Origin of the sequence: Streptomyces sp. SJL17-4 (assembly GCF_036826855.1) — a bacterium.
GTDB lineage: Bacteria > Actinomycetota > Actinomycetes > Streptomycetales > Streptomycetaceae > Streptomyces.
Genome location: NZ_CP104578.1, coordinates 7,420,213 through 7,440,954 on the forward strand (window position 1 = coordinate 7,420,213; position 20,742 = coordinate 7,440,954).

At 72.7% G+C, this 20,742-nt stretch carries 19 protein-coding genes and 1 pseudogene; 13 read left to right on the forward strand and 7 right to left on the reverse strand.

The annotated features are described in order from the left end of the window. Positions 1 to 447: 447 nt before the first annotated feature. From N5875_RS33445 to N5875_RS33465, 5 genes are all read left to right on the forward strand, one after another. Complete coding sequence (locus N5875_RS33445) at positions 448 to 1,308, forward strand: ABC transporter ATP-binding protein (RefSeq protein WP_318206519.1); 861 nt, start codon at positions 448 to 450, stop codon at positions 1,306 to 1,308. Further along, complete coding sequence (locus N5875_RS33450; protein WP_338497950.1) at positions 1,305 to 2,282, forward strand: iron-siderophore ABC transporter substrate-binding protein; 978 nt, start codon at positions 1,305 to 1,307, stop codon at positions 2,280 to 2,282. Before N5875_RS33445 ends, N5875_RS33450 begins: the two co-directional genes overlap by 4 nt. Positions 2,283 to 2,286: 4 nt before the next feature. Continuing rightward, positions 2,287 to 4,356: an iron ABC transporter permease gene (locus tag N5875_RS33455; protein WP_338497951.1), complete on the forward strand. Its 2,070-nt coding sequence runs from the start codon at positions 2,287 to 2,289 to the stop codon at positions 4,354 to 4,356. 88 nt (positions 4,357 to 4,444) lie between these two features. Next, positions 4,445 to 4,993, forward strand: a complete 549-nt coding sequence (locus N5875_RS33460) for an FABP family protein (protein ID WP_318206516.1) — start codon at positions 4,445 to 4,447, stop codon at positions 4,991 to 4,993. Between the two features lie 4 nt (positions 4,994 to 4,997). Beyond that, entirely contained in the window at positions 4,998 to 7,163 is a 2,166-nt protein-coding gene (locus tag N5875_RS33465; protein WP_338497952.1) for a prolyl oligopeptidase family serine peptidase, read from the forward strand. On the opposite strand, the gene N5875_RS33470 is transcribed toward N5875_RS33465, so the two are convergent. After that, entirely contained in the window at positions 7,111 to 8,094 is a 984-nt protein-coding gene (locus N5875_RS33470) for a helix-turn-helix transcriptional regulator (protein WP_338497953.1), read from the reverse strand. The two genes, N5875_RS33465 and N5875_RS33470, sit on opposite strands and share 53 nt — an antisense overlap. Positions 8,095 to 8,333: 239 nt before the next feature. On the opposite strand from N5875_RS33470, the gene N5875_RS33475 reads away from it, so the two are divergent. From N5875_RS33475 to N5875_RS33485, 3 genes are all read left to right on the forward strand, one after another. Continuing rightward, positions 8,334 to 9,497 carry an ATP-binding protein gene (locus N5875_RS33475; RefSeq protein ID WP_338497956.1) on the forward strand — a complete coding sequence of 388 codons (1,164 nt, stop codon included), beginning with the start codon at positions 8,334 to 8,336 and terminating at the stop codon, positions 9,495 to 9,497. Between the two features lie 87 nt (positions 9,498 to 9,584). After that, positions 9,585 to 10,163, forward strand: coding sequence for a hypothetical protein (locus tag N5875_RS33480; RefSeq protein WP_338497958.1), 579 nt, complete (start codon positions 9,585 to 9,587; stop codon positions 10,161 to 10,163). Between the two features lie 127 nt (positions 10,164 to 10,290). Further along, the gene (locus N5875_RS33485) at positions 10,291 to 11,703 is read left to right on the forward strand and encodes an aminopeptidase P family protein (protein ID WP_318206511.1); all 1,413 of its coding nucleotides are present in this window, start codon (positions 10,291 to 10,293) and stop codon (positions 11,701 to 11,703) included. A gap of 83 nt (positions 11,704 to 11,786) precedes the next feature. Here N5875_RS33485 and N5875_RS33490 read toward each other — a convergent pair whose 3' ends face one another. Then, positions 11,787 to 12,164, reverse strand: a complete 378-nt coding sequence (locus N5875_RS33490) for a hypothetical protein (protein WP_318206510.1) — start codon at positions 12,162 to 12,164, stop codon at positions 11,787 to 11,789. A 257-nt stretch (positions 12,165 to 12,421) separates the two neighbouring features. Here N5875_RS33490 and N5875_RS33495 point away from each other — a divergent pair, with 257 nt between their 5' ends. Then, positions 12,422 to 13,666 carry a sialidase family protein gene (locus tag N5875_RS33495; RefSeq protein WP_338499336.1) on the forward strand — a complete coding sequence of 415 codons (1,245 nt, stop codon included), beginning with the start codon at positions 12,422 to 12,424 and terminating at the stop codon, positions 13,664 to 13,666. On the opposite strand, the gene N5875_RS33500 is transcribed toward N5875_RS33495, so the two are convergent. Both N5875_RS33500 and N5875_RS33505 read right to left on the reverse strand, forming a co-directional pair. Beyond that, a complete protein-coding gene (locus N5875_RS33500; RefSeq protein WP_338497962.1) occupies positions 13,650 to 14,630 on the reverse strand; it encodes a PaaX family transcriptional regulator C-terminal domain-containing protein in 981 nt (326 codons plus the stop codon). The two genes, N5875_RS33495 and N5875_RS33500, sit on opposite strands and share 17 nt — an antisense overlap. Then, positions 14,627 to 15,250, reverse strand: coding sequence for a GNAT family N-acetyltransferase (locus N5875_RS33505; RefSeq protein ID WP_338497964.1), 624 nt, complete (start codon positions 15,248 to 15,250; stop codon positions 14,627 to 14,629). Before N5875_RS33505 ends, N5875_RS33500 begins: the two co-directional genes overlap by 4 nt. A 262-nt stretch (positions 15,251 to 15,512) precedes the next feature. Here N5875_RS33505 and N5875_RS33510 point away from each other — a divergent pair. The 3 genes and pseudogenes from N5875_RS33510 to N5875_RS33520 form a co-directional block, all read left to right on the forward strand. Further along, positions 15,513 to 15,569: pseudogene (locus N5875_RS33510) on the forward strand (hypothetical protein); the annotation flags it as partial. A 155-nt stretch (positions 15,570 to 15,724) separates the two neighbouring features. Next, complete coding sequence (locus N5875_RS33515) at positions 15,725 to 15,859, forward strand: 2Fe-2S iron-sulfur cluster binding domain-containing protein (protein ID WP_338499337.1); 135 nt, start codon at positions 15,725 to 15,727, stop codon at positions 15,857 to 15,859. Positions 15,860 to 16,035: 176 nt separating this feature from the next. Beyond that, positions 16,036 to 16,491: an STAS domain-containing protein gene (locus tag N5875_RS33520; protein WP_338497966.1), complete on the forward strand. Its 456-nt coding sequence runs from the start codon at positions 16,036 to 16,038 to the stop codon at positions 16,489 to 16,491. A gap of 814 nt (positions 16,492 to 17,305) precedes the next feature. Here the strand turns inward: N5875_RS33520 and N5875_RS33525 are convergent. From N5875_RS33525 to N5875_RS33535, 3 genes are all read right to left on the reverse strand, one after another. Further along, positions 17,306 to 18,388, reverse strand: coding sequence for a HAMP domain-containing sensor histidine kinase (locus tag N5875_RS33525; RefSeq protein WP_338497968.1), 1,083 nt, complete (start codon positions 18,386 to 18,388; stop codon positions 17,306 to 17,308). After that, positions 18,381 to 19,076, reverse strand: a complete 696-nt coding sequence (locus N5875_RS33530) for a response regulator transcription factor (protein ID WP_318206504.1) — start codon at positions 19,074 to 19,076, stop codon at positions 18,381 to 18,383. Before N5875_RS33530 ends, N5875_RS33525 begins: the two co-directional genes overlap by 8 nt. Positions 19,077 to 19,156: 80 nt before the next feature. Further along, positions 19,157 to 19,861 carry a VanZ family protein gene (locus tag N5875_RS33535; RefSeq protein ID WP_338497970.1) on the reverse strand — a complete coding sequence of 235 codons (705 nt, stop codon included), beginning with the start codon at positions 19,859 to 19,861 and terminating at the stop codon, positions 19,157 to 19,159. A 201-nt stretch (positions 19,862 to 20,062) separates the two neighbouring features. Here N5875_RS33535 and N5875_RS33540 point away from each other — a divergent pair, with 201 nt between their 5' ends. Further along, positions 20,063 to 20,713, forward strand: coding sequence for an isochorismatase family protein (locus tag N5875_RS33540; protein ID WP_318206502.1), 651 nt, complete (start codon positions 20,063 to 20,065; stop codon positions 20,711 to 20,713). The last annotated feature ends 29 nt before the right edge of the window (positions 20,714 to 20,742 follow it).

Sequence of the window (20,742 nt, forward strand, 5' to 3'; positions counted from 1 at the left end):
TCCGGGGGAGGGAGGCGAGGAGAGGGCGTGTGGGTGCGCGTCAGCGACCGCGGGCGGCGCGGCGCGAGCGCGGGCACACGGCGGTCAGAGCGTCAGTGGGGGTACGGGTGCGGCGCGCGGCGTCGGAGGGACGGCGGCGCGTCGGAGACGTGAAAGGGCGTCAGCAGCCGCGGCGACACGCGGCGGAGGCCACCCGCAGCAGGTCGATGTGACCGCGCGTGGTGAGCAGGGCTGTACGCAACATGGCGCGAAGGTAGCGACGCTCGCGCCCCGGGTCAACGGTGTCTCGGAGCGTGGACGCGCTTGCGGGGCCGGGGCCTGTCTTTTGGATCACGCCGGGCTCGGGGTGGAATGAGGCGGGCGCATCAGCTTGGCCTGAATACATCTTGTGCCCGCGACTCGGGATCCCCTTTCGTCGATCACTAAGGTTAGGCTAACCTCTGCGGCGTGCAAGCAGCTGAACAGGCCGACGCGACTCCCCGTCCCCGCGGTCATGAACTCTCGGCCACAGGTGTCACCGTGGCGTACGAAGGCGTCGATGTCGTCCACGACGCCGCCATGACGCTGCGCCCCGGCGAAGTGACCGTCCTCGTCGGGCCCAACGGCAGCGGCAAGTCGACGCTGCTCCGCACCCTCGCACGGCTCCAGCAGCCGCGCACCGCCACGCTCCTGCTCGACGGGACCACCGACGGCCTCGCGCTGAGCCCCCGTGAGTTCTCGCGTCAGGTCGCCCTGCTCACCCAGGGACGCCCCACCCCCAGCGGGCTGACCGTCCGGGACGTGGTCGAATTCGGCCGCTACCCCTACCGGGGACGCTGGGGCAAGGCCGACCCGGACGGCAGTGCCGCGGTGGACCGCGCGCTCGCCATGACGGGCGTCACCGAACTCGCCGGACGCGGCGCCGAGAACCTCTCCGGCGGCCAGCTCCAGCGCGTCTGGCTGGCCGGCTGCCTCGCCCAGCAGACGGGCGTGCTGCTGCTCGACGAGCCCACCACCTACCTCGACCTGCGCTACCAGGTCGAACTCCTCGACCTCATGCGTGACCTGGCGGACGACCACGGCATCGCCGTCGGTGCCGTCCTCCACGACCTCGACCAGGCGGCGGCCGTCGCCGACCGGATCTTCCTGCTCGACGCGGGCCGGGTCGTCGCCGAGGGCAGCCCCTCGGACGTCCTGACTCCGGAGCGGCTGACCGACACGTACGGCATCCGCATCGAGGTCGACACCGACCCCCTCACCGGCCGGCTGCGCACCCGTGCGATAGGCCGGCACCACTCGCGAAGCGAAAGGCTCAGCACCACCTCATGAGACGCCTCCTCCTCACCACGGCGGTCGCCACCACCGCGGCCCTCACCCTCACCGCCTGCGGCACCACCGAGCCCGCCGCCGACGACGCGAAGAAGACCACCGAGCGCATCACCCTCACCGATGCCACGGGCACCAAGGTGGAGCTCGACGGCCCCGCCAAGAAGGTCGTCGGGACCGAGTGGAACGTCGTCGAGCACCTGATCGAGCTCGGCGTCGACCCGGTGGGCGTCTCCGACGTCAAGGGCTACAAGACCTGGGACACCGCCGTCCCGCTGAAGAACGAGCCCAAGGACATCGGCACGCGCGGCGAGCCGAGCATGGAGACCGTCGCGGCGCTCAAGCCCGACCTCATCCTCGCGACCTCCGACCTGCCGCCGGCCGCCGTCAAGCAGCTGCGCAAGATCGCCCCGGTCCTCGAGGTGAAGGCCGCCGACGCCGCCGACCCGATCGGCCGGATGACCGAGAACCTCGACCTGATCGCCAAGGCCACCGGTACCACGGACAAGGCCACCGAGCTCAAGAAGCAGTTCGAGGCGAAGCTCGACGAGGGCAAGAAGGCCCTGGCCGACGCGAAGCTCGCCGGTGCGAAGTACGCCTTCGCCGACGGGTACGTCGTCTCCAACCAGGTCTCGATCCGCCCCTACACCAGCGGCTCGCTCATCGGCGCCGTCAACGAGGAGCTCGGCCTGAAGAACGCCTGGACGGTGAAGGGCGACCCGGCCTACGGCCTCGGCGCCACCGACGTCGAGGGCCTCACCAAGATCGGTGACGTGCAGTTCGCCTACATCGGCAACGACGGCGACGCCTCCAGCAACCCGTTCGCGGGCGTCCTCGCCAAGGACAAGGTGTGGACCTCGCTGCCGTTCGTCAAGAAGGGCAACGTCCACCGTCTGCCCGACGGCGTCTGGATGTTCGGCGGTCCCGGGTCGATGAGCGCGTACGTCGACTCCCTCGTCGCCGCCCTGACGAAGTAACACCATGGCCGTCACCGCAACCACCCCCGCCACCCGTCCGCCGACGGCCACGTCCCGGACGGGCGCGGCCCGGGTGACGGCCGCCCTCGTCCTTCTCGTCGTCGCACTCGCGGTCGTGGACATCACCCAGGGCACGGCCGCGGTCGGCGCCCCTGAGGTGTGGAAGGCGCTCACCGGCCGGGCCGACCAGGCCGACGCGTCCGTCCTCATCGCCTCCCGGCTGCCCCGGGTGGCCGCCGGGCTGCTCGTCGGCGCCGTCCTCGGCATGGCGGGCGCCGCCCTCCAGGCCGTCAGCCGGAACGTCCTCGCCTCGCCCGACACCCTCGCGGTCAACGCGGGCTCCTACTTCGCCCTCGGTCTGGCCACGGTCACGGGTGTCTCGCTGCCCCTGCTCGCCTCCTCCGGCATCGCGTTCGCCGGCGGGCTCGCCGCGGCGGCCGTCGTCCTCGGCCTGTCCGGCCTCGGCGCCGGCACCGTCCGGCTCGTCCTCGCGGGCAGCGCCCTCACCCTCGGCCTCACCGCCCTCACCGAAGGCCTGCTCCTGCTGTTCCCCCAGCAGACCGACGGCCTCTACCACTGGAACCAGGGCAGCATCGCCCAGAACGGCTTCGACGGCGTCCTCCAGATGCTGCCGATCGCCGTCGTCGGACTCGTCGGACTGCTCCTCCTCGCCCGCCGGATCGACGCCCTGGCCCTCGGCGACGACGCCGCCCGCGGTCTCGGCGTGCCCGTCCGCGCCACCCGGCTCACCGCCGTCGTACTCGCCGCCCTGCTCTCCACGGCGGCGGTCACCCTCGCCGGACCCATCGGCTTCGTCGGCCTGTGCGCGCCCGCGCTCGTCCGGCCGCTCGCCCGACGGTTCCGTGCCCTCACGCGCACGCGGGGCAACCTGCCCGTCGCGGGCCTCACCGGCGCGGCCCTGGTGCTCGGCTCCGACGTGCTCCTGCGCGCCCTCGTGCCCTCGGACGTGGCGGTCGGCGTGCCGACGGGCATCGTCACCAGCCTCGTCGGCGCCGTCTTCCTCGTCGTCATGGCCTGCCGGACCCGCGACACGGCCGCGGCCGCCGCGCCCGACCGGCTGCACATCAGGAGCCGGGCCGTCTTCCTCACCACCACCGCCGTCCTGGTGGTCGTCCTCGTCGGCGTGGTCATCGCGGCCGTGCTCCTCGGCGACGCCCGGCTGTTGCTCGGCGACGTGGTGAACTGGCTGCAGGGGCGGGCGGGCCGGACCACCGCGTTCGTCCTCGACACGCGCGTGCCCCGCGTCCTCGCCGCGCTGTTCGCCGGCGCCGCCCTCGCCCTGGCCGGCACCCTCGTCCAGGCCGTGACCCGCAACCCGCTCGCCGAACCGAGCATCCTGGGCGTCTCCGGCGGAGCCGCGCTCGGCGCGGTCCTCCTGGTCACCACGGTGCCGATGGTGGGATCGTGGGGCGTGGCGGGCGGTGCCTTCGCGGGCGCCGCCGTCAGCTCCGTCCTCGTCTTCGGCCTCGCCGCGCGGGGCGGGTACCAGCAGAACCGGCTCGTCCTCGTCGGCTTCGGTGTCGCGACCGGGGCGGCGGCCCTGATCAGCCTCCTCATCATCATCACCGACCCGTTCAACGCGATCAAGGCGCTGACCTGGCTCTCGGGCTCCACGTACGGGCGGACCCTGCCCGACATCGTCCCCCTCGCGGCGGTCCTCGCCGTGGGCGTGGTCGTCGCGGCCGCCCGGCGCACCGAACTCGACCTGGTCTCGCTCGACGAGGACACCCCGCGACTCCTCGGCCTGAACCTGGGCCGCGGCCGCCTCGGTTTCCTCGTCCTCGCCGTCCTGCTCGCCGCCGCTGCCGTCGCCGCCGCCGGCACCATCGGATTCGTGGGCCTCGTCGCACCCCACGCGGCCCGCGCCCTGGTCGGCCGTCAGCACGCGCGCGTGGTGCCGGTCGCCGTCCTCCTCGGCGCCGTCCTCGTCTGCGCCGCCGACCTGGTGGGCCGTACGGTCATCGCCCCGGCCCAGCTCGGCGCGGGCATGATGACGGCGGTCATCGGCACGCCGTACTTCCTCTACCTGCTGGTACGAAGCCGACGCGGATAGCGGGTGCCAGGAGTGCCACGAGGCCCCGCCGGAGGGCGGACGACCTAAGCTGCCCTCCGGCACAGGCCTCGACCCAGGAGCACGCACCATGACCGACCGCGACCGGAAGCATCCGTACCCCGACGCCCTCCGGCCGGACGCGGCACCGGCCCCGCACGAGCTGCTCGCCCCGGTGACCGGACTGCTCGGCACCTGGACCGGCACCGGCCGGGGCGAGTACCCGACGCTCGCCGAGGACTTCACGTACGCGCAGGAGGTCACCTTCAGCCACGACGGCCGCCCCTTCCTCCACTACGAGGCGCGCGCCTGGCTGATCGACGCGGACGGCACCCCGCTGCGACCCGCGGCACGCGAGAGCGGCTGGTGGCGCCTCAAGCCCGAGGGCACGATCGAGGCGCTGATCACCCAGCCCACCGGCATCGCGGAGATCCTGGTCGGCCGCGCGGAGGACGGCACGATCGACTTCACCACCCACACCGTCGCCCTCGCCCCCACCGCCAAGCACGTCGAGGCAACCCGCCGCCGCTACACCCTGACGGACGCGGACACCCTGGACTTCGTCCACGACCTGGCGGCGGTGGGGCAGCGGCTCCAGCACCACCTTTCGGCACGGCTCCGGCGCGAGGACGGGAAGTAGCACCATGCGGAAGCAGATCGACGACGACCCCTACGTGTGGGACGACCCCTACCTGTGGCTGGAAGACATCTCCGGCGAGGCCGCCCTCGCCTGGGTGGCCGAGCGGAACGCGGAGACCGCGGGAGCGGTGACCGGGGGCGACGAGTTCGGGGCGCTGAAGGCGCGGCTGCGCGAGGTGCTCGACGCCTCCGACCGGATTCCGTACACCGTGCGGCGCGGTGAGCACCTCTACAACTTCTGGCGGGACGCGAAGCACCTGCGCGGGGTGTGGCGCCGGACGACCCTGGAGCAGTACCGCGAGGACACCCCCGAGTGGGAGGTGCTCCTCGACATCGACGCGCTGGCCGCCGCAGAGGACGAGAAGTGGGTCTGGGACGGGGCACGTGTACGGCGGCCGGAGTACGACCGGGCCCTGGTACGGCTCTCGCGGGACGGTGGGGACGCCGTCGTCGTGCGCGAATTCGACCTCGGCACACGGGAGTTCGTCGACGACGGATTCCGGCTGCCCGAGGCCAAGACGCGGATCGGATGGGCCGGCGACGACACCGTCCTCGTCGGCACTGATCTCGGACCGGACTCGCTCACCGACTCCGGCTACCCGCGTACCGTCCGCAGATGGCGGCGCGGCACACCCGTCGAGGACGCGCCACTCGTCTACGAGGCCGACCGGGCGGACGTGGCCGCCTGGGGCTACCGGGACCCGACACCCGGGTTCGAGCGGGAGTTCGTCGGCCGCTCCCTGGACTTCTTCCGCAGCGAGACGTACCTCCTGCGCCCCGACGGCACCCGCGCACGGATCGAGGTGCCCGACGACGCGAGCGCCTACGCCCATCGGCAGTACCTGATCGTCACCCTCAAGTCCACCTGGCTCGGGCAGCCGACGGGCTCGCTGCTCGCCTTCGACTTCGACGCCTTCCTGGCGGGCGATCGCACCCATGAGGTGCTGTTCACCCCCGACGCGCGGACCGCGCTCGCCGGGCACACCTGGACCCGCAACCACCTCCTCCTGGAGACGATGAGGGACGTCAGCACCCACATCGAGGTACTCACCCCCGCCTCCGACGGCGGCGGCTGGACGCGCGAGCCGCTCGTCGGCGTCCCGGCCCTGTCCGCCGTCAGCATCGTCGACACCGACCCCGACGTGTCCGACGAGTACTTCCTCGACGTTTCGGGGTTCCTCCAGCCCTCCACCCTCCACCACGGGCGGATCGGCGCCGGCTCGGAGGCCCTCAAGCAGGCCCCGCACCACTTCGACCCCGCCGGCCTCACCGTCGACCAGCACTTCGCGACCTCCCGGGACGGCACGCGCGTCCCGTACTTCGTCGTCGGCCCGGACCGCGCCACCGCGCCCGGCCCCGGGCCCACCCTCCTCTACGGCTACGGAGGCTTCGAGGTCTCCCTCACCCCGTTCTACGGCGGGGTGACGGGCCGGGCCTGGCTGGAACGCGGCGGCACCTACGTCATCGCGAACATCCGCGGCGGCGGCGAGTACGGCCCCGACTGGCACCAGGCCGCGCTCGGCGCCGAACGCCCCCGGGCCTTCGAGGACTTCGCGGCCGTCGCCGAGGACCTCGTCGCGCGGGGCATCACCACGCCCGCCATGCTCGGCGCCAAGGGCGGCAGCAACGGCGGGCTCCTCATGGGCGCCATGCTCACCCGCCACCCCGAGCTCTTCGGCGCGATCGTCGCCCAGGTGCCGCTGCTCGACATGACCCGCTTCCACAAGCTCCTCGCGGGCGCGTCCTGGATCGCCGAGTACGGCGACCCCGACGACGAGGCCGACCGCCCCCATCTGCTCGAACTCTCCCCGTACCACCGGCTCGCGGCGGACCGGGACTACCCGCCGGTCCTCCTGATGACCTCGACCCGCGACGACCGCGTCCACCCCGGGCACGCCCGGAAGACGGCCGCCCGGCTGCGGGAACTCGGCCACCGGGTCCTCTTCCACGAGAACACCGGCGGTGGGCACGCGGGCGCGGGCGACAACGAACAGGCCGCCCACAACAGCGCGCTCGTGCACACGTACCTGTGGCAGCAGCTCACGGGAGCGGGAGCGGAAGCGGAACCGGGAGCAGGCGGGGGAGCGGGAGCGGAGGTGCCGGCCATCCCCGGACCGCTCACAGCCACCCCGACCGCTGCGCCTGCAGCGCCATCTGGAACCGGCTCGTAGCCCCGAGCCGGGCCATCAGGACCTGCACCCGGCGGAAGAGCGTACGACGGCTGACGCCGATCTCCCGGGCGATCACCTCGTCGCTCGCCCCCGCCGCGAGCAGCCGGAGCAGACGCCGGTCGGCGGGCAGCAGCCCCGCCGGCCGGGCCGAGCGGCCGTGGAACGGCAGCGCGTTCTGCCAGGCCTGCTCGAACAGCGCCACGAGCGCGGAGAGCAGGCCGCACGGCTGCACGACCAGCATCGTGTTGTACACGTCCGTCTCCTTGATCGACAGGGCGACCAGGGCGTACGCGTCATCGATGATCACGAGCTTGACCGGCACCGACGGAAGGACCCGCGCCTGCTCGCCGGCCTCGATGCACGGCTCGATCGAGTTCTCCAACTGCCCGGGGTGCTCAAGGGACTCCCGCGAGTACACGACCCGCTGGGTCACCCCACGCACGAGCGTGGCCAGCGCGTCGTCCGTGGCGCCGACGAGGGGGAAGTACGGCGGCGAGTCGAACTGCCGGATCTGCTCCCGTGCGCTCGTCCACGCCTGACGCATCCGGAGCCCGATGGCGTCACCGGTCACCACCTCCACCAGCGGATCGTGATACCCGGCGAGCCGCTGCCGCCGGAACGACTCGAACGCGCCCCCGACGGTGATCCGGGACGCGTCGAGCTCGGCCGCCCGGCGCCGCCCGAGGATCTCCAGACCTGCGGCGGGAGGCACCGGCGCCACGACGTCGGAGCCCTCCTCCGCGGTGCTCGCCAGCCCGCTGTCGACCAGCTCGCGGTACGCCTCCGCCAGCGCCTCGTCGCCGAGCCCGGCCGCGGCGCCGATCGAACTCAGCGGCGCGGGCCCGCACTCCAGGAGCGTGCGGTACACCAGGGCGGCCTCGTGCCCGACCCCCAGAAGCCGAAGGGCCTCGCTGAGTTTCTCGTTCGCCATGCGTCGATTATCGACGTCTTCGATTCGGGGCCGTCGGTCCCCGCCGTTCATGTGCCGTGACGGGCTCGAGGGGCACCTCGGACGCCCGCAGACAGGGGTCGCCGCCCCCTGGGCCGACAGCCTCGCGAGAGGCGCCCACCCACCCTCCCAGGCGTTCGCCAAAACCCCTCTGACCTGGTGTTTTGCGGGAATCCGCCTAGGCTGACAGAGGTCTGGAAGACACCGTCGGAGGGGACTTCATGAGCGACGCCGCACACACGTACGACGCCAGTCGGATCCAGGTGATCGAGGGGCTGGAGGCCATCCGGAAGAGGCCGGGGATGTATGTCGGATCGACCTCGCAACGAGGTCTGCACAACATGGTGCTCGAAGCCGTGAGCTCGGCCGTGCACGAAGTGCTGGCGCGTGGTGCGGGCTCCGTCGACGTCACGCTCACCGCCGACGGCGGTGTCCGGGTCGCCGACGACGGGCCCGGCGTCCCCTTCGAGAGCGTCGGGGACGCCGCCGCTCCCGGACTCGAAGCCCAGCTGACGCGTGTGTACGCCGGGCGGGATCCGGGCGCACATCGTGTGGCGAGGCTCGACCTCTTCTCTGTCGGGCTGAGCACCGTCAACGCGCTGTCGAGCCGCCTGACCGCCGAGGTGCGGCGCGACGGAGCGCGCGAGATCCAGGAGTACGCGCGCGGTGTCGCACTCACCCCGCCCACGCCCGCCGGGCCCGCGACGGGGAGTGGGACCACCCTCGCCTTCTGGCCGGACGCCGACATGTTCGAGACGACGGATTACTCGTACGACGCGCTGGTGGAGGTCGTCAGTGCGCTCGCCCTCCTGAACCGGGGCCTGCGCGTGTCCCTGACGGACGAACGCCCTCCGGGCGGGGCCGTGACGGAGCGGTTCGAGGGCGGGGTACGGGACTTCGTCGCCTTCCTGGAGACCGCCGCCGAGGGGCAGCCCGTCCACCCGGACATCCTCGCCTTCGAGGTGGAGGACCCGCGGATGGCGGGGTCGGCGGAGGTGGCCCTCCGGTGGTGCGACTCGGGGGAGGCGGTGGTCCGAAGCTTCGCCAACAGCCGTCGCACCCATGAAGGCGGCGAGCACGTGGAGGGCTTCCGCACCGGCCTTGCGGCCGCGGTCACCGCGTACGCGAGGGAGCGGCGTCTTCTGACGGCGGCGGACCCGGATCTCGATGCCGACCGGGTCGGGGAGGGTCTCACGGCGGTCGTGTCGGTGAAGCTGGACCGGGTGGAGTTCAGCGGAGCCACCCGCACGCTCCTGGGCGGCGCCGAGGTGCGGTCCTGCGTAGAGGACGCCGTCCGCGTGCACGTCGGCACATGGCTGGAGCGGCACCCGGAGCAGGCCTCGGCCGTCGTCGGCCGCATCGTCCGGGGAGCGCGCCGGGACTGAGCCGTCGAGCCGCGGCGCTGCTACTCAGCCACGGGTGAGTAGCAGCGCCCACGCGCGCCACCCGGGAGCCGTCCTACGCTCCCGATCATGAGTGCTGTCGCCCGAAGCCGTCAGGGCCGCCTGGTGCGGCGCTTTCTCTACGGCCTGATCGCCGTCGGCCTGGTCGCCGCCGGTTCCTACGTCTGGAACGGAACGCCGTACCCCGCGACCGACCCCGACGCGGTCGCCGCGCGCCTCAAGGCGGAGGGTCAGCGGGTGTACGACGAGGCCGTTCTGCCCGCCGGAGCCGACGGCGTGGGGTCACGGGTGGAGACGCGCCTCTGCTCGTACCGCGGCCTCAGGGGGTTCGCGCACATCGACAGCGGCCGCCTCGACGTGCGCAGCTTCGAGCTCTCGTGGCGCGTCACGGACGTGCCGGTCGCGACGGCCCGCGCCGCGCAGGCGCGCACCCGCCTCCGCCTGGAGCGGGACGGCTGGAAGCTGGTCAGCGAGAACATCTCCGACCTGGGCTTCCGCTTCGAACACCCGGGGACCGGCGACAAGGTGGACGTCGACTGGTACGAGCCGACGGGCACGTTCGCCCTCAGCGCGTACGCCCCCTGCGGCAAGCTGCCGGACGGTTTCTCCGAGTACGCCTGGCCGGCCGCCGACTGGACGCCCCGCTAGCCGTCGCGAGGCTGGCCGATCCGTGCCACTGGCGGTCTTCGGCAACCGGCGCACGCGTCGCGGAGTACCTTCCGGAAGTCGCCGGCCCACGGCGGTCGATGAACTCATCCGGAAGAAGGTGCAGGACGTGGCGAAGGGTCGCAAGAACGGCCTCTACGAAGGCGTCTCCGAGGAGCTGTCCGCCCTGATGAGGTCGGGGTGGGCGGACACCGAGCGGCACGGGCTCCAGCCCGACGAGCAGGCCCCGTACGCGGCCCGCCGCCGCGCCGCGCTCTCCGCGCGCTTCCCCGGCGAGCGCCTCGTGATCCCCTCCGGCAACCTCAAGACCCGCTCCAACGACGACATGTACCCCTTCCGCCCGTACACGGGATACGTGCACATGACGGGCGACCAGGCACGTGACGGCGCGCTGGTGCTCGAACCCCGCGCGGACGGCGGCCACGACGCCTACTGCTACCAGCTGCCGCGCGACAGCCGCGACAACGACGAGTTCTGGATCGGCTACACGGCCGAGCTGTGGATGGGCCGGCGCCGCTCCCTCGCGGAGGCCGAGGTCGTCCTCGGGCTGCCCTGCCGCGACGTCCGCAAGGCCGCCGACGACCTGGCCGCCGCCACCGGCGTCCCCACCCGGATCGTCCGGGGCATCGACCCGGCCCTGGAGGCCGCGGTCGCCACGGACGAGGACCGCGACGACGAACTGGAGGAGGCGCTCTCCGAACTCCGGCTCGTCAAGGACGCGTGGGAGATCGGCGAGATGCGCAAGGCGGTCGACTCCACCGTCCGCGGCTTCACCGACTGCGTCGGCGAGCTGTCGCGGGCCGTCGCCTCCTCCGAGCGGTGGATCGAGGGAACGTTCTTCCGCCGGGCGCGCCTTGAGGGCAACTCCGTGGGCTACGGCTCCATCTGCGCCGCCGGTGAGCACGCCACGATCATGCACTGGACGGACAACGACGGTCCGGTCCGGCCCGGCGACCTGCTGCTGCTCGACGCCGGCGTGGAGACCCGCTCCCTGTACACCGCCGACGTCACCCGCACGCTCCCGATCAGCGGCACCTTCACCCCGGTCCAGCGCCAGGTGTACGACGCGGTGTACGAGGCGCAGGAGGCGGGCATGGCCGCGGTCAAGCCGGGTGCCCCGTACCGCGACTTCCACGAGGCGTCCCAGCGTCACCTGACGGCACGGCTGGTCGAGTGGGGCTTCATCGAGGGCCCGGTCGACCGTGCGTACGCCCTCGGTCTCCAGCGCCGCTTCACCATGGCCGGCACCGGGCACATGCTCGGCCTGGACGTCCACGACTGCGCGCAGGCCCGCACGGGGGAGTACGTCGGCGGCGTCCTCGAACCGGGCATGGTGCTCACCGTCGAGCCCGGCCTGTACTTCCAGCCCGACGACCTGACCGTGCCGGAGGAGTGGCGGGGCATCGGCGTCCGGATCGAGGACGATCTGCTCGTCACCGACGACGGTCACGAGAACCTGTCGGCGGGCCTCCCGCGCTCCTCGGCCGAGGTCGAATCCTGGATGTCCCGCTTCGCGGGCTAGCCCGACCCGGACGGCGCCGCCCGAGCTCCCCGTGCGAGAGCGCGCAGGGGCTCGGGCGGCGCCGTCGCAGGGGCTGTGGGCTGTCACCAGATGACGACTCCGCCTCCCACGGCCCGTGCCCGCACGGCGGCGTCCTCGACGATGGCCAGCCGCACGGTGATCGTGTGCCGGTGTTCCTCCACGGTCCGTACGGGTTCCGTTCCCGCGACGATCGTCTCCAGGTTCTCGCGCAGCAGCCGGCACTCGCTCTGGAACGCGGGGACATTCTCCGGTTCGACGAACAGGTCGCCCTCGGCCAGGACCGGGAAGAACCGAGCCCCCAGCGACCGCACCACGGGCGAGCCCCACACGCGCGTGCGCCAGCTCTCGAAGCCCGCGGCGTCGTTGCATCCCTCCGGAACGTCCTGCACCTGCCTCTCACCGTTCGCGCCGACCAGGAAGACATCCACCGACAAGCTCATGAGGGGAGTGGATCACGGGCTCGGCGGTGCGGTCCAAGGGATTGTGCGTCGGCGGGGCTACAGTCGGCGCCCGTAGTTCGCCCCGCGCTCCCGTCCGGGTGGGCGGCGGCGCGGGGCGTGAGCGGCACCGGAGGAACCCCGTGAGACGAGTGACCGTAGGGGCTGTGGCGAGTCTGGTCGTGGCCGTCGGAGCGCTGAGCTCCGCCGGGTGGGCCCCCAGCGGGTCGGCCGTCGCGCGGGAGCGGGCGGCGGACCCCGTGGTCCGGGCGGCCGGTGGCGTCGGCGGGGCCCGGTGCGAGGTTTCCGTCCCGTACACCTCGGGCGTCGGCGGGTACGCGTCCTACCGCATCCCGGCCGTCGTACGGACCCCGGCCGGCACCCTGCTCGCCTTCGCCGAGGGGCGGGTCGGCGGCGCCGGGGACAGCGGCGACATCGACCTCGTGGTGCGGCGGTCGGAGGACGGCGGATGCACCTGGGGGCCGACGCGCGTCGCCGCCGCAGGACACGGCGACACCCGCGGCAACCCCGCACCCGTCGTCGACCCGCGCTCCGGCGACGTGGTCCTGCTGAGCTCGTACAACGGCGGTGAGGCCACCGAGACGCAGATCCTGGGCGGTGAGGTGCCGGCCGCGCGGAGCCGACGGGTGTTCGTCCAGCGCAGCACCGACGACGGGTGGACGTTCTCGACGCCGCGCGAGATCACCGCGACCGTCAAGCGTTCCGACTGGCGCTGGTACGCCACGGGTCCCGGCCATGCCGTCGCGCTGACCCGCGCTCCGTACGCCGGTCGTCTCGTCGTGCCCGCCAACCACTCGACCGCACCCCCCGAAGGCTCGGGCGACACCGGCCGCGAGCCCAGGTATTACGGGGCGCACGCCGTCTACAGCGACGACGGCGGCCGGTCCTGGCACCTCGGTCTCGTGGACGACACATACGACGGCTTCGTCAACGCCAACGAGTCGACCGTGGCCGAACTGCCCGACGGCAGGCTGTACTTCAGCGCGCGCGACCAGTTCGGCACCAGCCCGGGCAACCGCGCCGACGCCGTGGCGAGCCGTGGCGGGGAACACCTCGTGCGCCCCTTCGCGCCCCAACCCGACCTGGACCGCGTCCCCGTGGTGCAGGGCAGTGTGCTGTACGCCGGCGGGCCGGGCGGCGCCCTGCTGTTCTCGGCCCCGTCGGCCCCGACCGCCCGAGCCGAGCCCGCCCTGTGGAGCAGCGAGGACGGCGGTCGCACCTTCACGAAGCGGCTGACCGTGTCCCGGAACAAGGCGGCGTACTCCGACCTCGTCCAGCTGGACGAGGCGACGATCGGCCTCCTCCACGAGACCGGGACCAGGAGTGCGTACGAGACGGTGGAGTTCCGCCGTATCCCGCTGGCGGCCGTGACGAGTCCGGCGGACCGGGTCACCGTCCGAGGGCGTGAGCCGGACCGCCCGCTCACCGCCCGGCGCGGCTCCCGCCAACCCGCCGGAGAGGCACGGTTCACGCGAATGCCGTGAGGTCCTCGTACAGGGCGAAGAGGCGGGGGAGTGGCTGGTCGGACTCCCGCCCCGGGTGGTGCGTCAGGGCGGTCCACGCGGTGGCGAAGCGCTCGCGGGCCCGGGCCCCCGGCCAGGGCGCGGGGAGCAGTTCGGGCGGCAGCAGGGGGTCCGGCCCCATGGCGTGCGTGAAGGCGGCGGCGAGCCGGACGGCGAGCGTCAGCCGCTCGACGGCCGTGAGGCTCTCGGTGCGCTCCGCGCCTTCCGGGTTCCCCAGCCGGTCCAGGCAGCCTCGGGCGAAGGCGGCAAGCCGGTCGTGCCGGGCGGCGATCTCGTCGAGCGGCCAGAGCGCGGCGGCCAGCGCCCGTGGTTCGGTGACGTCCCCGACCCGCAGGTCGGTGCTGGTGAGGTAGGTGACCTGGCCGGGGACGCCGAGGTGGTGGGCCTGGGCCTCGACGAGCGGTCCGATCGGGTTGGCGGCGGCGTACAGGCCCCCTTGGAGCGGCGCGGCGCCGAGGTGGAGCAGCGTGTCGCGGAGCGCGTCGCGGGCGGCCCGCGACGACTCCGGGACGGCGAAGGCGAAGAGGTGCCACCTGCCGTCCCAGGGGGCGAGCCCCTGGTCCTGGCGGTAGGCGTAGTCGGCATGGGCGGCGTCGGGGGCGATCGCGCCGGTGGGGTCGGCGACCGCGCGGAGGACGGCCTTGCGGCCCCGTCCCTCGTGGGTGAAACGGCCCTCCGCGACGAGGCGCTTGACGCAGAGCCGGACCTGCTGGTCGGTCATGGAGAGGAGCCCGGCGACGGTGTAGAGCTCCCCGGCGTCGACGGTGCCGTCGGTACGGACGAGGGCGTGGACGAGCGTACGGGTGGGGAGAGGGGTCCACGCGGAGTCATCGGTGGGTTCCGTGGGTTCGGTGAGTCCGGCGCGTTCGGGTTCATCGGCGGCCGCCGCGTTCCCCGCCCCCGTCGTGGTGGTGTCGCGTTTCATCGGGCCTCCTGGGCGTGCGGGAAGTCGGCCGCCGTGACCGGCCGGTGCATCGTCGTGGCGGCCCCGAAGCCCATCAGGCCGCGGAGGTAGGGGGTCTTCTCGGTGTGCACGGCGACGAAGCCGTGCCGTTCGTACAGTGCACGGGCGCGTGGGTTGACGTCGATGACGTCCAGCCGGATGCGGCGGCAGCCGGCTTCGGCGGCCACGGCCGCGACCTCGCGCAGGAGGAGGCCGCCGATGCCCGTGCCCCGGTGCTCGGGGGCGACCGCGATGCCGTCCATCACCAGTTCACGGTCGCCGGGCCGGCGCTCCAGGAGCGCGAGCAGGGCAAGGCGGGGCAGCCCGCGCACCGCCCCGTACGCCGCCAGCACGTCCCACGGCCCGCCGCCGGTGAGCCCGCGCCCGTCGAGCTGGTACCCGGCGACGCCCGCCACCTCGCCGTCGACGAGCGCGGCGACGCCCCGGTCGACGTGGAGGTGGGCCGCGATGAAGGCGCGGGCCTTGTCGGGCGGGTTGAGCGCGGCGCCGAGCTTGCGCCCGAACGCCTCCCAGTACAGCGCGGCGACCCTGGCCTCACTGCCCTCGGGCACGCCCCTGTGTACCACCGGCCGAGTGTCCATCGGTCCTCCCCTTCCTTCGAGCGGGCGTCCTTCGCGTCGATTCTATCGACAGTAGTACGTTCATTCTCGATACGAACGTTTTCGGGTCGATAGATTCGGCCCGGGGTCGACCGCGTCGTCGACGAGACGCCGAGCACCCGCACCTTCGGGCTCCGCCGCCCCGGCGGCGCCGACCTGCCGCCCTTCCTCGCCGGGCAGTACGTGGGAGTGTTCGCGGACGGGGACGAACCGGCCGTACGCGCTCTCCTCCGGCCCGGCCGACCTGAGCCGCTACGACCTGACCGTGCGCCGTGTGCCCGGCGGGCGGATCAGCAACCACCTGCTCGACACCCTCGCCACCGGTGACACCCTCTCGACCACCGGCCCCCAGGGCACCTTCCACCGTGTACGTGTGCGGGCCCAGGCCTTCTACCCGTACGCCCTTGAGGACGCCGGCATCCGCCCCGAGCCGCCTGCCGCTCCGGCGAGTGCGGCCTGTGCCGGGTCCGCGTCCTCCAGGGCGAGGTCCACCACGCGGAGGAGGCCCGGCTCCGGCTCTCCGATCCGGACTCGGGGTACGCGCACGCGTGCGCCGCCTATCCCCTGACGGACGTGGAGCTGGACGTGTGAGGGGGGACAGGAGAGCGACGGGAGTGGGCGTACGTACGCACATCGGTCGTCCGTGCGAGGGAAAATGGCGAGAACATTCACCGATTCAGGTGACAGCGGCCGAGGCGAAACGTCCCTCCCGGAAGGGGGACGGCCACGCTCGAAGCGACACATGGAGCCACCCTGTGGAGCGCCCGATGCAGCTGATTCCCCGTCATGACCCCTACATGATCGTCCGCTCGACCGGCGGCGTCACCGTCGCCGCCCTCCGGGGTGAACTCGACCTCGTCCTCGTCCGGCACCTGCGGCCCGAGCTGGACGCCCTCGTGCGGGAGTCCGACGCCCTGACCGTGGACATCCGGCGCCTCACCTTCTGCGATGCCACGGGGCTCGGCCTCCTCGCCCACTGCGCCGGACGCACCCGTCAGCGGGGGGCGCGCTGGAGGCTCGTCTGCGACCAGCCGTGGATCCTCCGCCTCATCCGCCTGACCGCACTCGGCGACGTCCTGTGCCCGGACGCCGATCCGACGGGGGCACTTCCGGTCGCCTGGGAGGAGGGCCCGGCGGACGCACTGCCGGTGATGACGGCCCTTCAGCGGGATCCGGCGGCCCCTTGCCCGGTCGAGCTGGGCGTGACAAGACCCGTCTCGTAGGCGGCGATCACGGCTGCTCTCCTGCCTGTGATCGGCCCCCGTCCGGCGGACGAGGTCCAGGCCGTTTCCTTCGGATCATCTGATCGTTGCTTGATGCGTCTCGTTGACTGATACTCAGTGGGCGAGGATCGAGCCGTTGCTGCCGGACCGGACACCGAAGCGGGGTGGGCGGTGGCGTGATCACCGGCAGGTGATCGACGGCATCGCGTTCAAGTACCGCACCGGGACGCCTTGGAAGGGCCTGCCCGAGCGCTTCGGGTCGTGGCAGGGCGCCCACAACCGCCTGCGGAAGTGGGCCGCCGACGGCACCTGGGAGAAGGTCTTCACCGCCCGGCGGCCTGACCACCAAGATCCACCTTGCCGCGGACAGCCGCTGTCGGCCACTGGCGTTCGTCCTCACGCCCGGCCAGGCCGGCGACGCACCCGCGTTCCCCGAGGTCGTGGCCCGCTTACGGGGTGCCCCGGCCGATCAGTCGGCCTCGGACCACACCGGAGGTGGTCCTGGCAGACGTTGAGGGAGCTGAGGCCGTGCGCGCTGTACCAGGTCGGCTCCTGATCGTCCTGCGGCACCTGATACTCGATGAAGCCGCTTATGTCTGTACCCATGCCAGGCATCCTCCCGACGCCGTCAAATGATTTCGTCTGCGCCGGATCGACTACCTACACATACGTGAGCCTCCTGGTCAGGAGGTTGTGGTGAGAAACAGCGCCCGGACGCGGCCTTACGGTCAAAGCACGGAGCGCAGCTCTGCCCGCAGTCCGGTGTACACGGACGCGACCGGTACCGACGGCATGTGATCCGAAAAGACAGGCCTTAGGGCGCGCCGGGAAGCCGGACCATGACGAGCAGGCCGCCGGCCGGGCGGGGGGTGAGGTGGAGGGAACCGTCGTGCGCGCGGACGACGCTCTGCACGATGGCAAGGCCGAGGCCGACGCCGGGGTGTTCGTCGTCGGTGCGGACGCGTTCCGTTCCCCGTCGGAAGGGTTCGGTGAGGGTCGGTACCAGGTCCGGCGGGAGCCGACGGCCCGTGTTCTCGACCCGCAGTACGCTCATGGCGCCCTCCGCCCCTGTGCGGACCGTCACGGTGCCACCGGTGGGGACGTTGTGGACGACGGCGTTCTGGACGAGGTTCGTCACCATCCGCAGCAGGAGCTCCGCGGAGCCGCTGGTCCTGGCAGCGCCGCCGGTGACGTCGAGCGTGATCCGGCGCTGTTCGGCGAGGGGGAGCAGCGTTTCGGCGGCCTCCTCGGCGAGGAGGGAGAGGTCGACGCTCTCGCGGGTGAAGGTGCCGGTGTCGCCGCGGCTGAGCAGCAGGAGGGCCTCGGTGAGGTCGATCGCCCGCGTGTTGACGGCCTGCAGGCGTTCGACGAGTTCGTCCCGGTCCCGGGTGGGGTCCTCGCGGGCGACGTCGAGGAGCGCTCGCGAGATCGCCAGTGGGGTGCGCAGTTCGTGGGAGGCGTTCGCGGCGAACCTCCGCTGCTCGGCGACGTGCGACTCGAGTCTCTGGAGCATCGAGTCGAACGCGTCGGAGAGTTCGCGGAACTCGTCCTGGCGGCCCTTCATCCGGATCCGGTGGGACAGCGACCCCTCCCCGGCCCTCCGTGCCGCGTCCCTGATCTGGGTCAGCGGTGCGAGCATCCGGCCGGCGAGGAGCCACCCCCCGACGAGGCCGAACACGAGGAGGAAGGCCATTGCCCACGCCGCCGCGGGGAGGAAGGTGCGGACGAGGAGGTAGCGGTTGGGCGAGACCCCGAGGAGGCCCTGCGGGTTGTCGGGTACGTAGCGCAGCAGGTACCCCCACACCACGGCCAGCAGGAGAGCCCCGGCGACGGCGAGGAATCCGGCGTAGCTGAGGGTGAGTTTCAGCCGGGCGCTGAGCCCCGGGCGCCTATCCATGCGTACTGCCGGGGCGGGTGGTGTCGGGTGCGGTCTCGATGCGGTAGCCGACACCCGGCACGGTGGCGATGATCCATGGTTCGCCGAGCCGCTTGCGCAGCGCGGAGACGGTGATGCGTACGGCGTTGGTGAGGGGGTCGACGTTCTCGTCCCAGGCCCGTTCGAGCAGCTCCTCGGCGCTGACGACCCCGCCCTCGGCGGCGACGAGGACTTCGAGGACGGCGAACTGTTTGCGGGTGAGCGCGACGTAACGACCGTCGCGGAAGACCTCCCGCCGGAAGGGGTCGACCCGCAGGCCCGCGAGCTCACGGACCGGGGGCCGGGCGTACGCGCGTCTGCGGTCGAGCGCCCTCAGCCGCAGGACGAGCTCCCGCAGCTCGAACGGTTTGGTGAGGTAGTCGTCGGCGCCGAGCTCGAACCCGGAGGCCTTGTCGTCGATCCGGTCGGCGGCGGTGAGCATGAGGATCGGGATGCCGCTCCCGGAGGCGATGATGCGCCGGGCGACCTCGTCGCCGGAGGGGCCGGGGATGTCGCGGTCGAGGACCGCGAGGTCGTAGGAGTGGACGCTGAGCAGTTCCAGGGCGGAGTCGCCGTCGCCGGCGATGTCGGCGGCGATCGCCTCGAGCCGCAGACCGTCACGGACGGCTTCGGCCAGGTAGGGCTCGTCCTCCACGATCAGTACGCGCATGGGTGAAGCCTAAGCAGGGGAACGCGTCGCCGACGTGTGCGAGGGCGGGGGCGAGGGCGGGGGCGCACCGGCGACACGCCTCAGGCCGCCGGTGCCATCGCGGGGCGGGGCCGGTCCGACGGCTTTCCCGCCGTGGTGCGCCACCAGCGGCGCGAGGCCAGTGCGGCCAGCGCGGCGCCGGTGGCGTTGACCAGGACGTCGTCCACGGAGGACACCCGGTCGAGCTGGAAGACGTACTGGGCGGTCTCGACGAGGACCGAGCAGCCCGCGCCGAGCGCCAGGATCCGGAGCACGGACGCCGCCGCCGCGAACCGCATCGGGGCGAAGAAGCCCAGCGAGGCGAAGACCAGCAGGTTGCCGATGATCCCGAGCGTCCCCATCGTGACCAGGTCCCGCAGCGGCACCAGGCTCACCCGGGCGGGGGCGACGCCGGGCGCGGCGCCCGGCATCAGGGTCAACCACAGGAACGGCACCGTCCCGTGGACCATGCCCACCTCGGCCAGCGACTTCCGCCATGCCGACGTGACACCGGCGGCCCGCCGCCGGCGCGCCAGGGCCCACACCACGAGCAACGACAACGGCACAGCGACCAGAGTCATGAGCACCACACCGTTGAAGGTGTCGAAGCAGCCGTGCCACCGTCCGGCCATGCACCGTGGAGCGGACATCATCAGCGGCCCCCGTATGACGAACAGCGCGCTCGCCAGACCGAGGACCGCCAGGCCGATGGAGACGATCCTTCGCGTGCGGCGGTGCGGTGTGGGCAGGGGTGCGCTGTGTGTCATGCCCCCATTGAAGAGGGAGGGCGGTTGCCGGGGCGTATGCGATTTTCGATACACCCGCGATACACGGAACACCCGCGATACACGGATTCCTGGGCACGCGGGAGCGGCGCGAGCCGACGGTGGGGGCCGCCGGTCGGAGCCGCCGGTGGGAGGATCCGAAATCCCCTGGCAGCAAGGTCGCGTGGGCGCGATCATGGCCGGATGAGCCGGCACGCCGAGACCGCCCAGCCCGTCGGGACCATCCCGACCACCCCGAACCCCGAGCCCATCGGGACCACCCCGACCCCCCTGCCCGTGGACGCGCTGATCGTCGTGGACGTGCAGTCGGCCTTCGTCACCGGTGACGGGGCCGTGCCGGCGGCCGCGCGGCTCGTCGACCGTACGACGGATCTCCTCGCGCGGGCCCGGCGGGACGGTGCCTTCGTCGTGCACCTCCAGAACGACGGCCCGCCCGGCGCGGAGGACGAACCCCACACGCCGGGCTGGGAGCTCCACCACCCCGTCGAGCCCGGGCCCCGGGAGCTCGTCATCCGCAAGCCGCACGACGACGGCTTCGCGGAGACCCCGCTGGGCCGCGTGCTCAGCGACGCGGGCGTGCGGGCGGTCGCCGTCTGCGGCGTGATGTCCGAGATGTGCGTGCAGGCGACGGCTCGTACGGCCCTGGCACGCGGCTACCGAGTCGTCGTACCGCACGATGCCCACGCCACCCAGGACGTTCCGGCGGCGCCGGGAATCAGCGGGGTCGTCCCGGCCGCGACGGTCTCCCGGGTCGCCGCCTACGCCTTGGGGAGCGACGCGGAGGTCACCGTACGAGCCTCGGAGGTCACGTTCACGGCCCCTGCCGCCGGCTGAGCCGCGCCGTCGAGGATGCCGATCTTCAT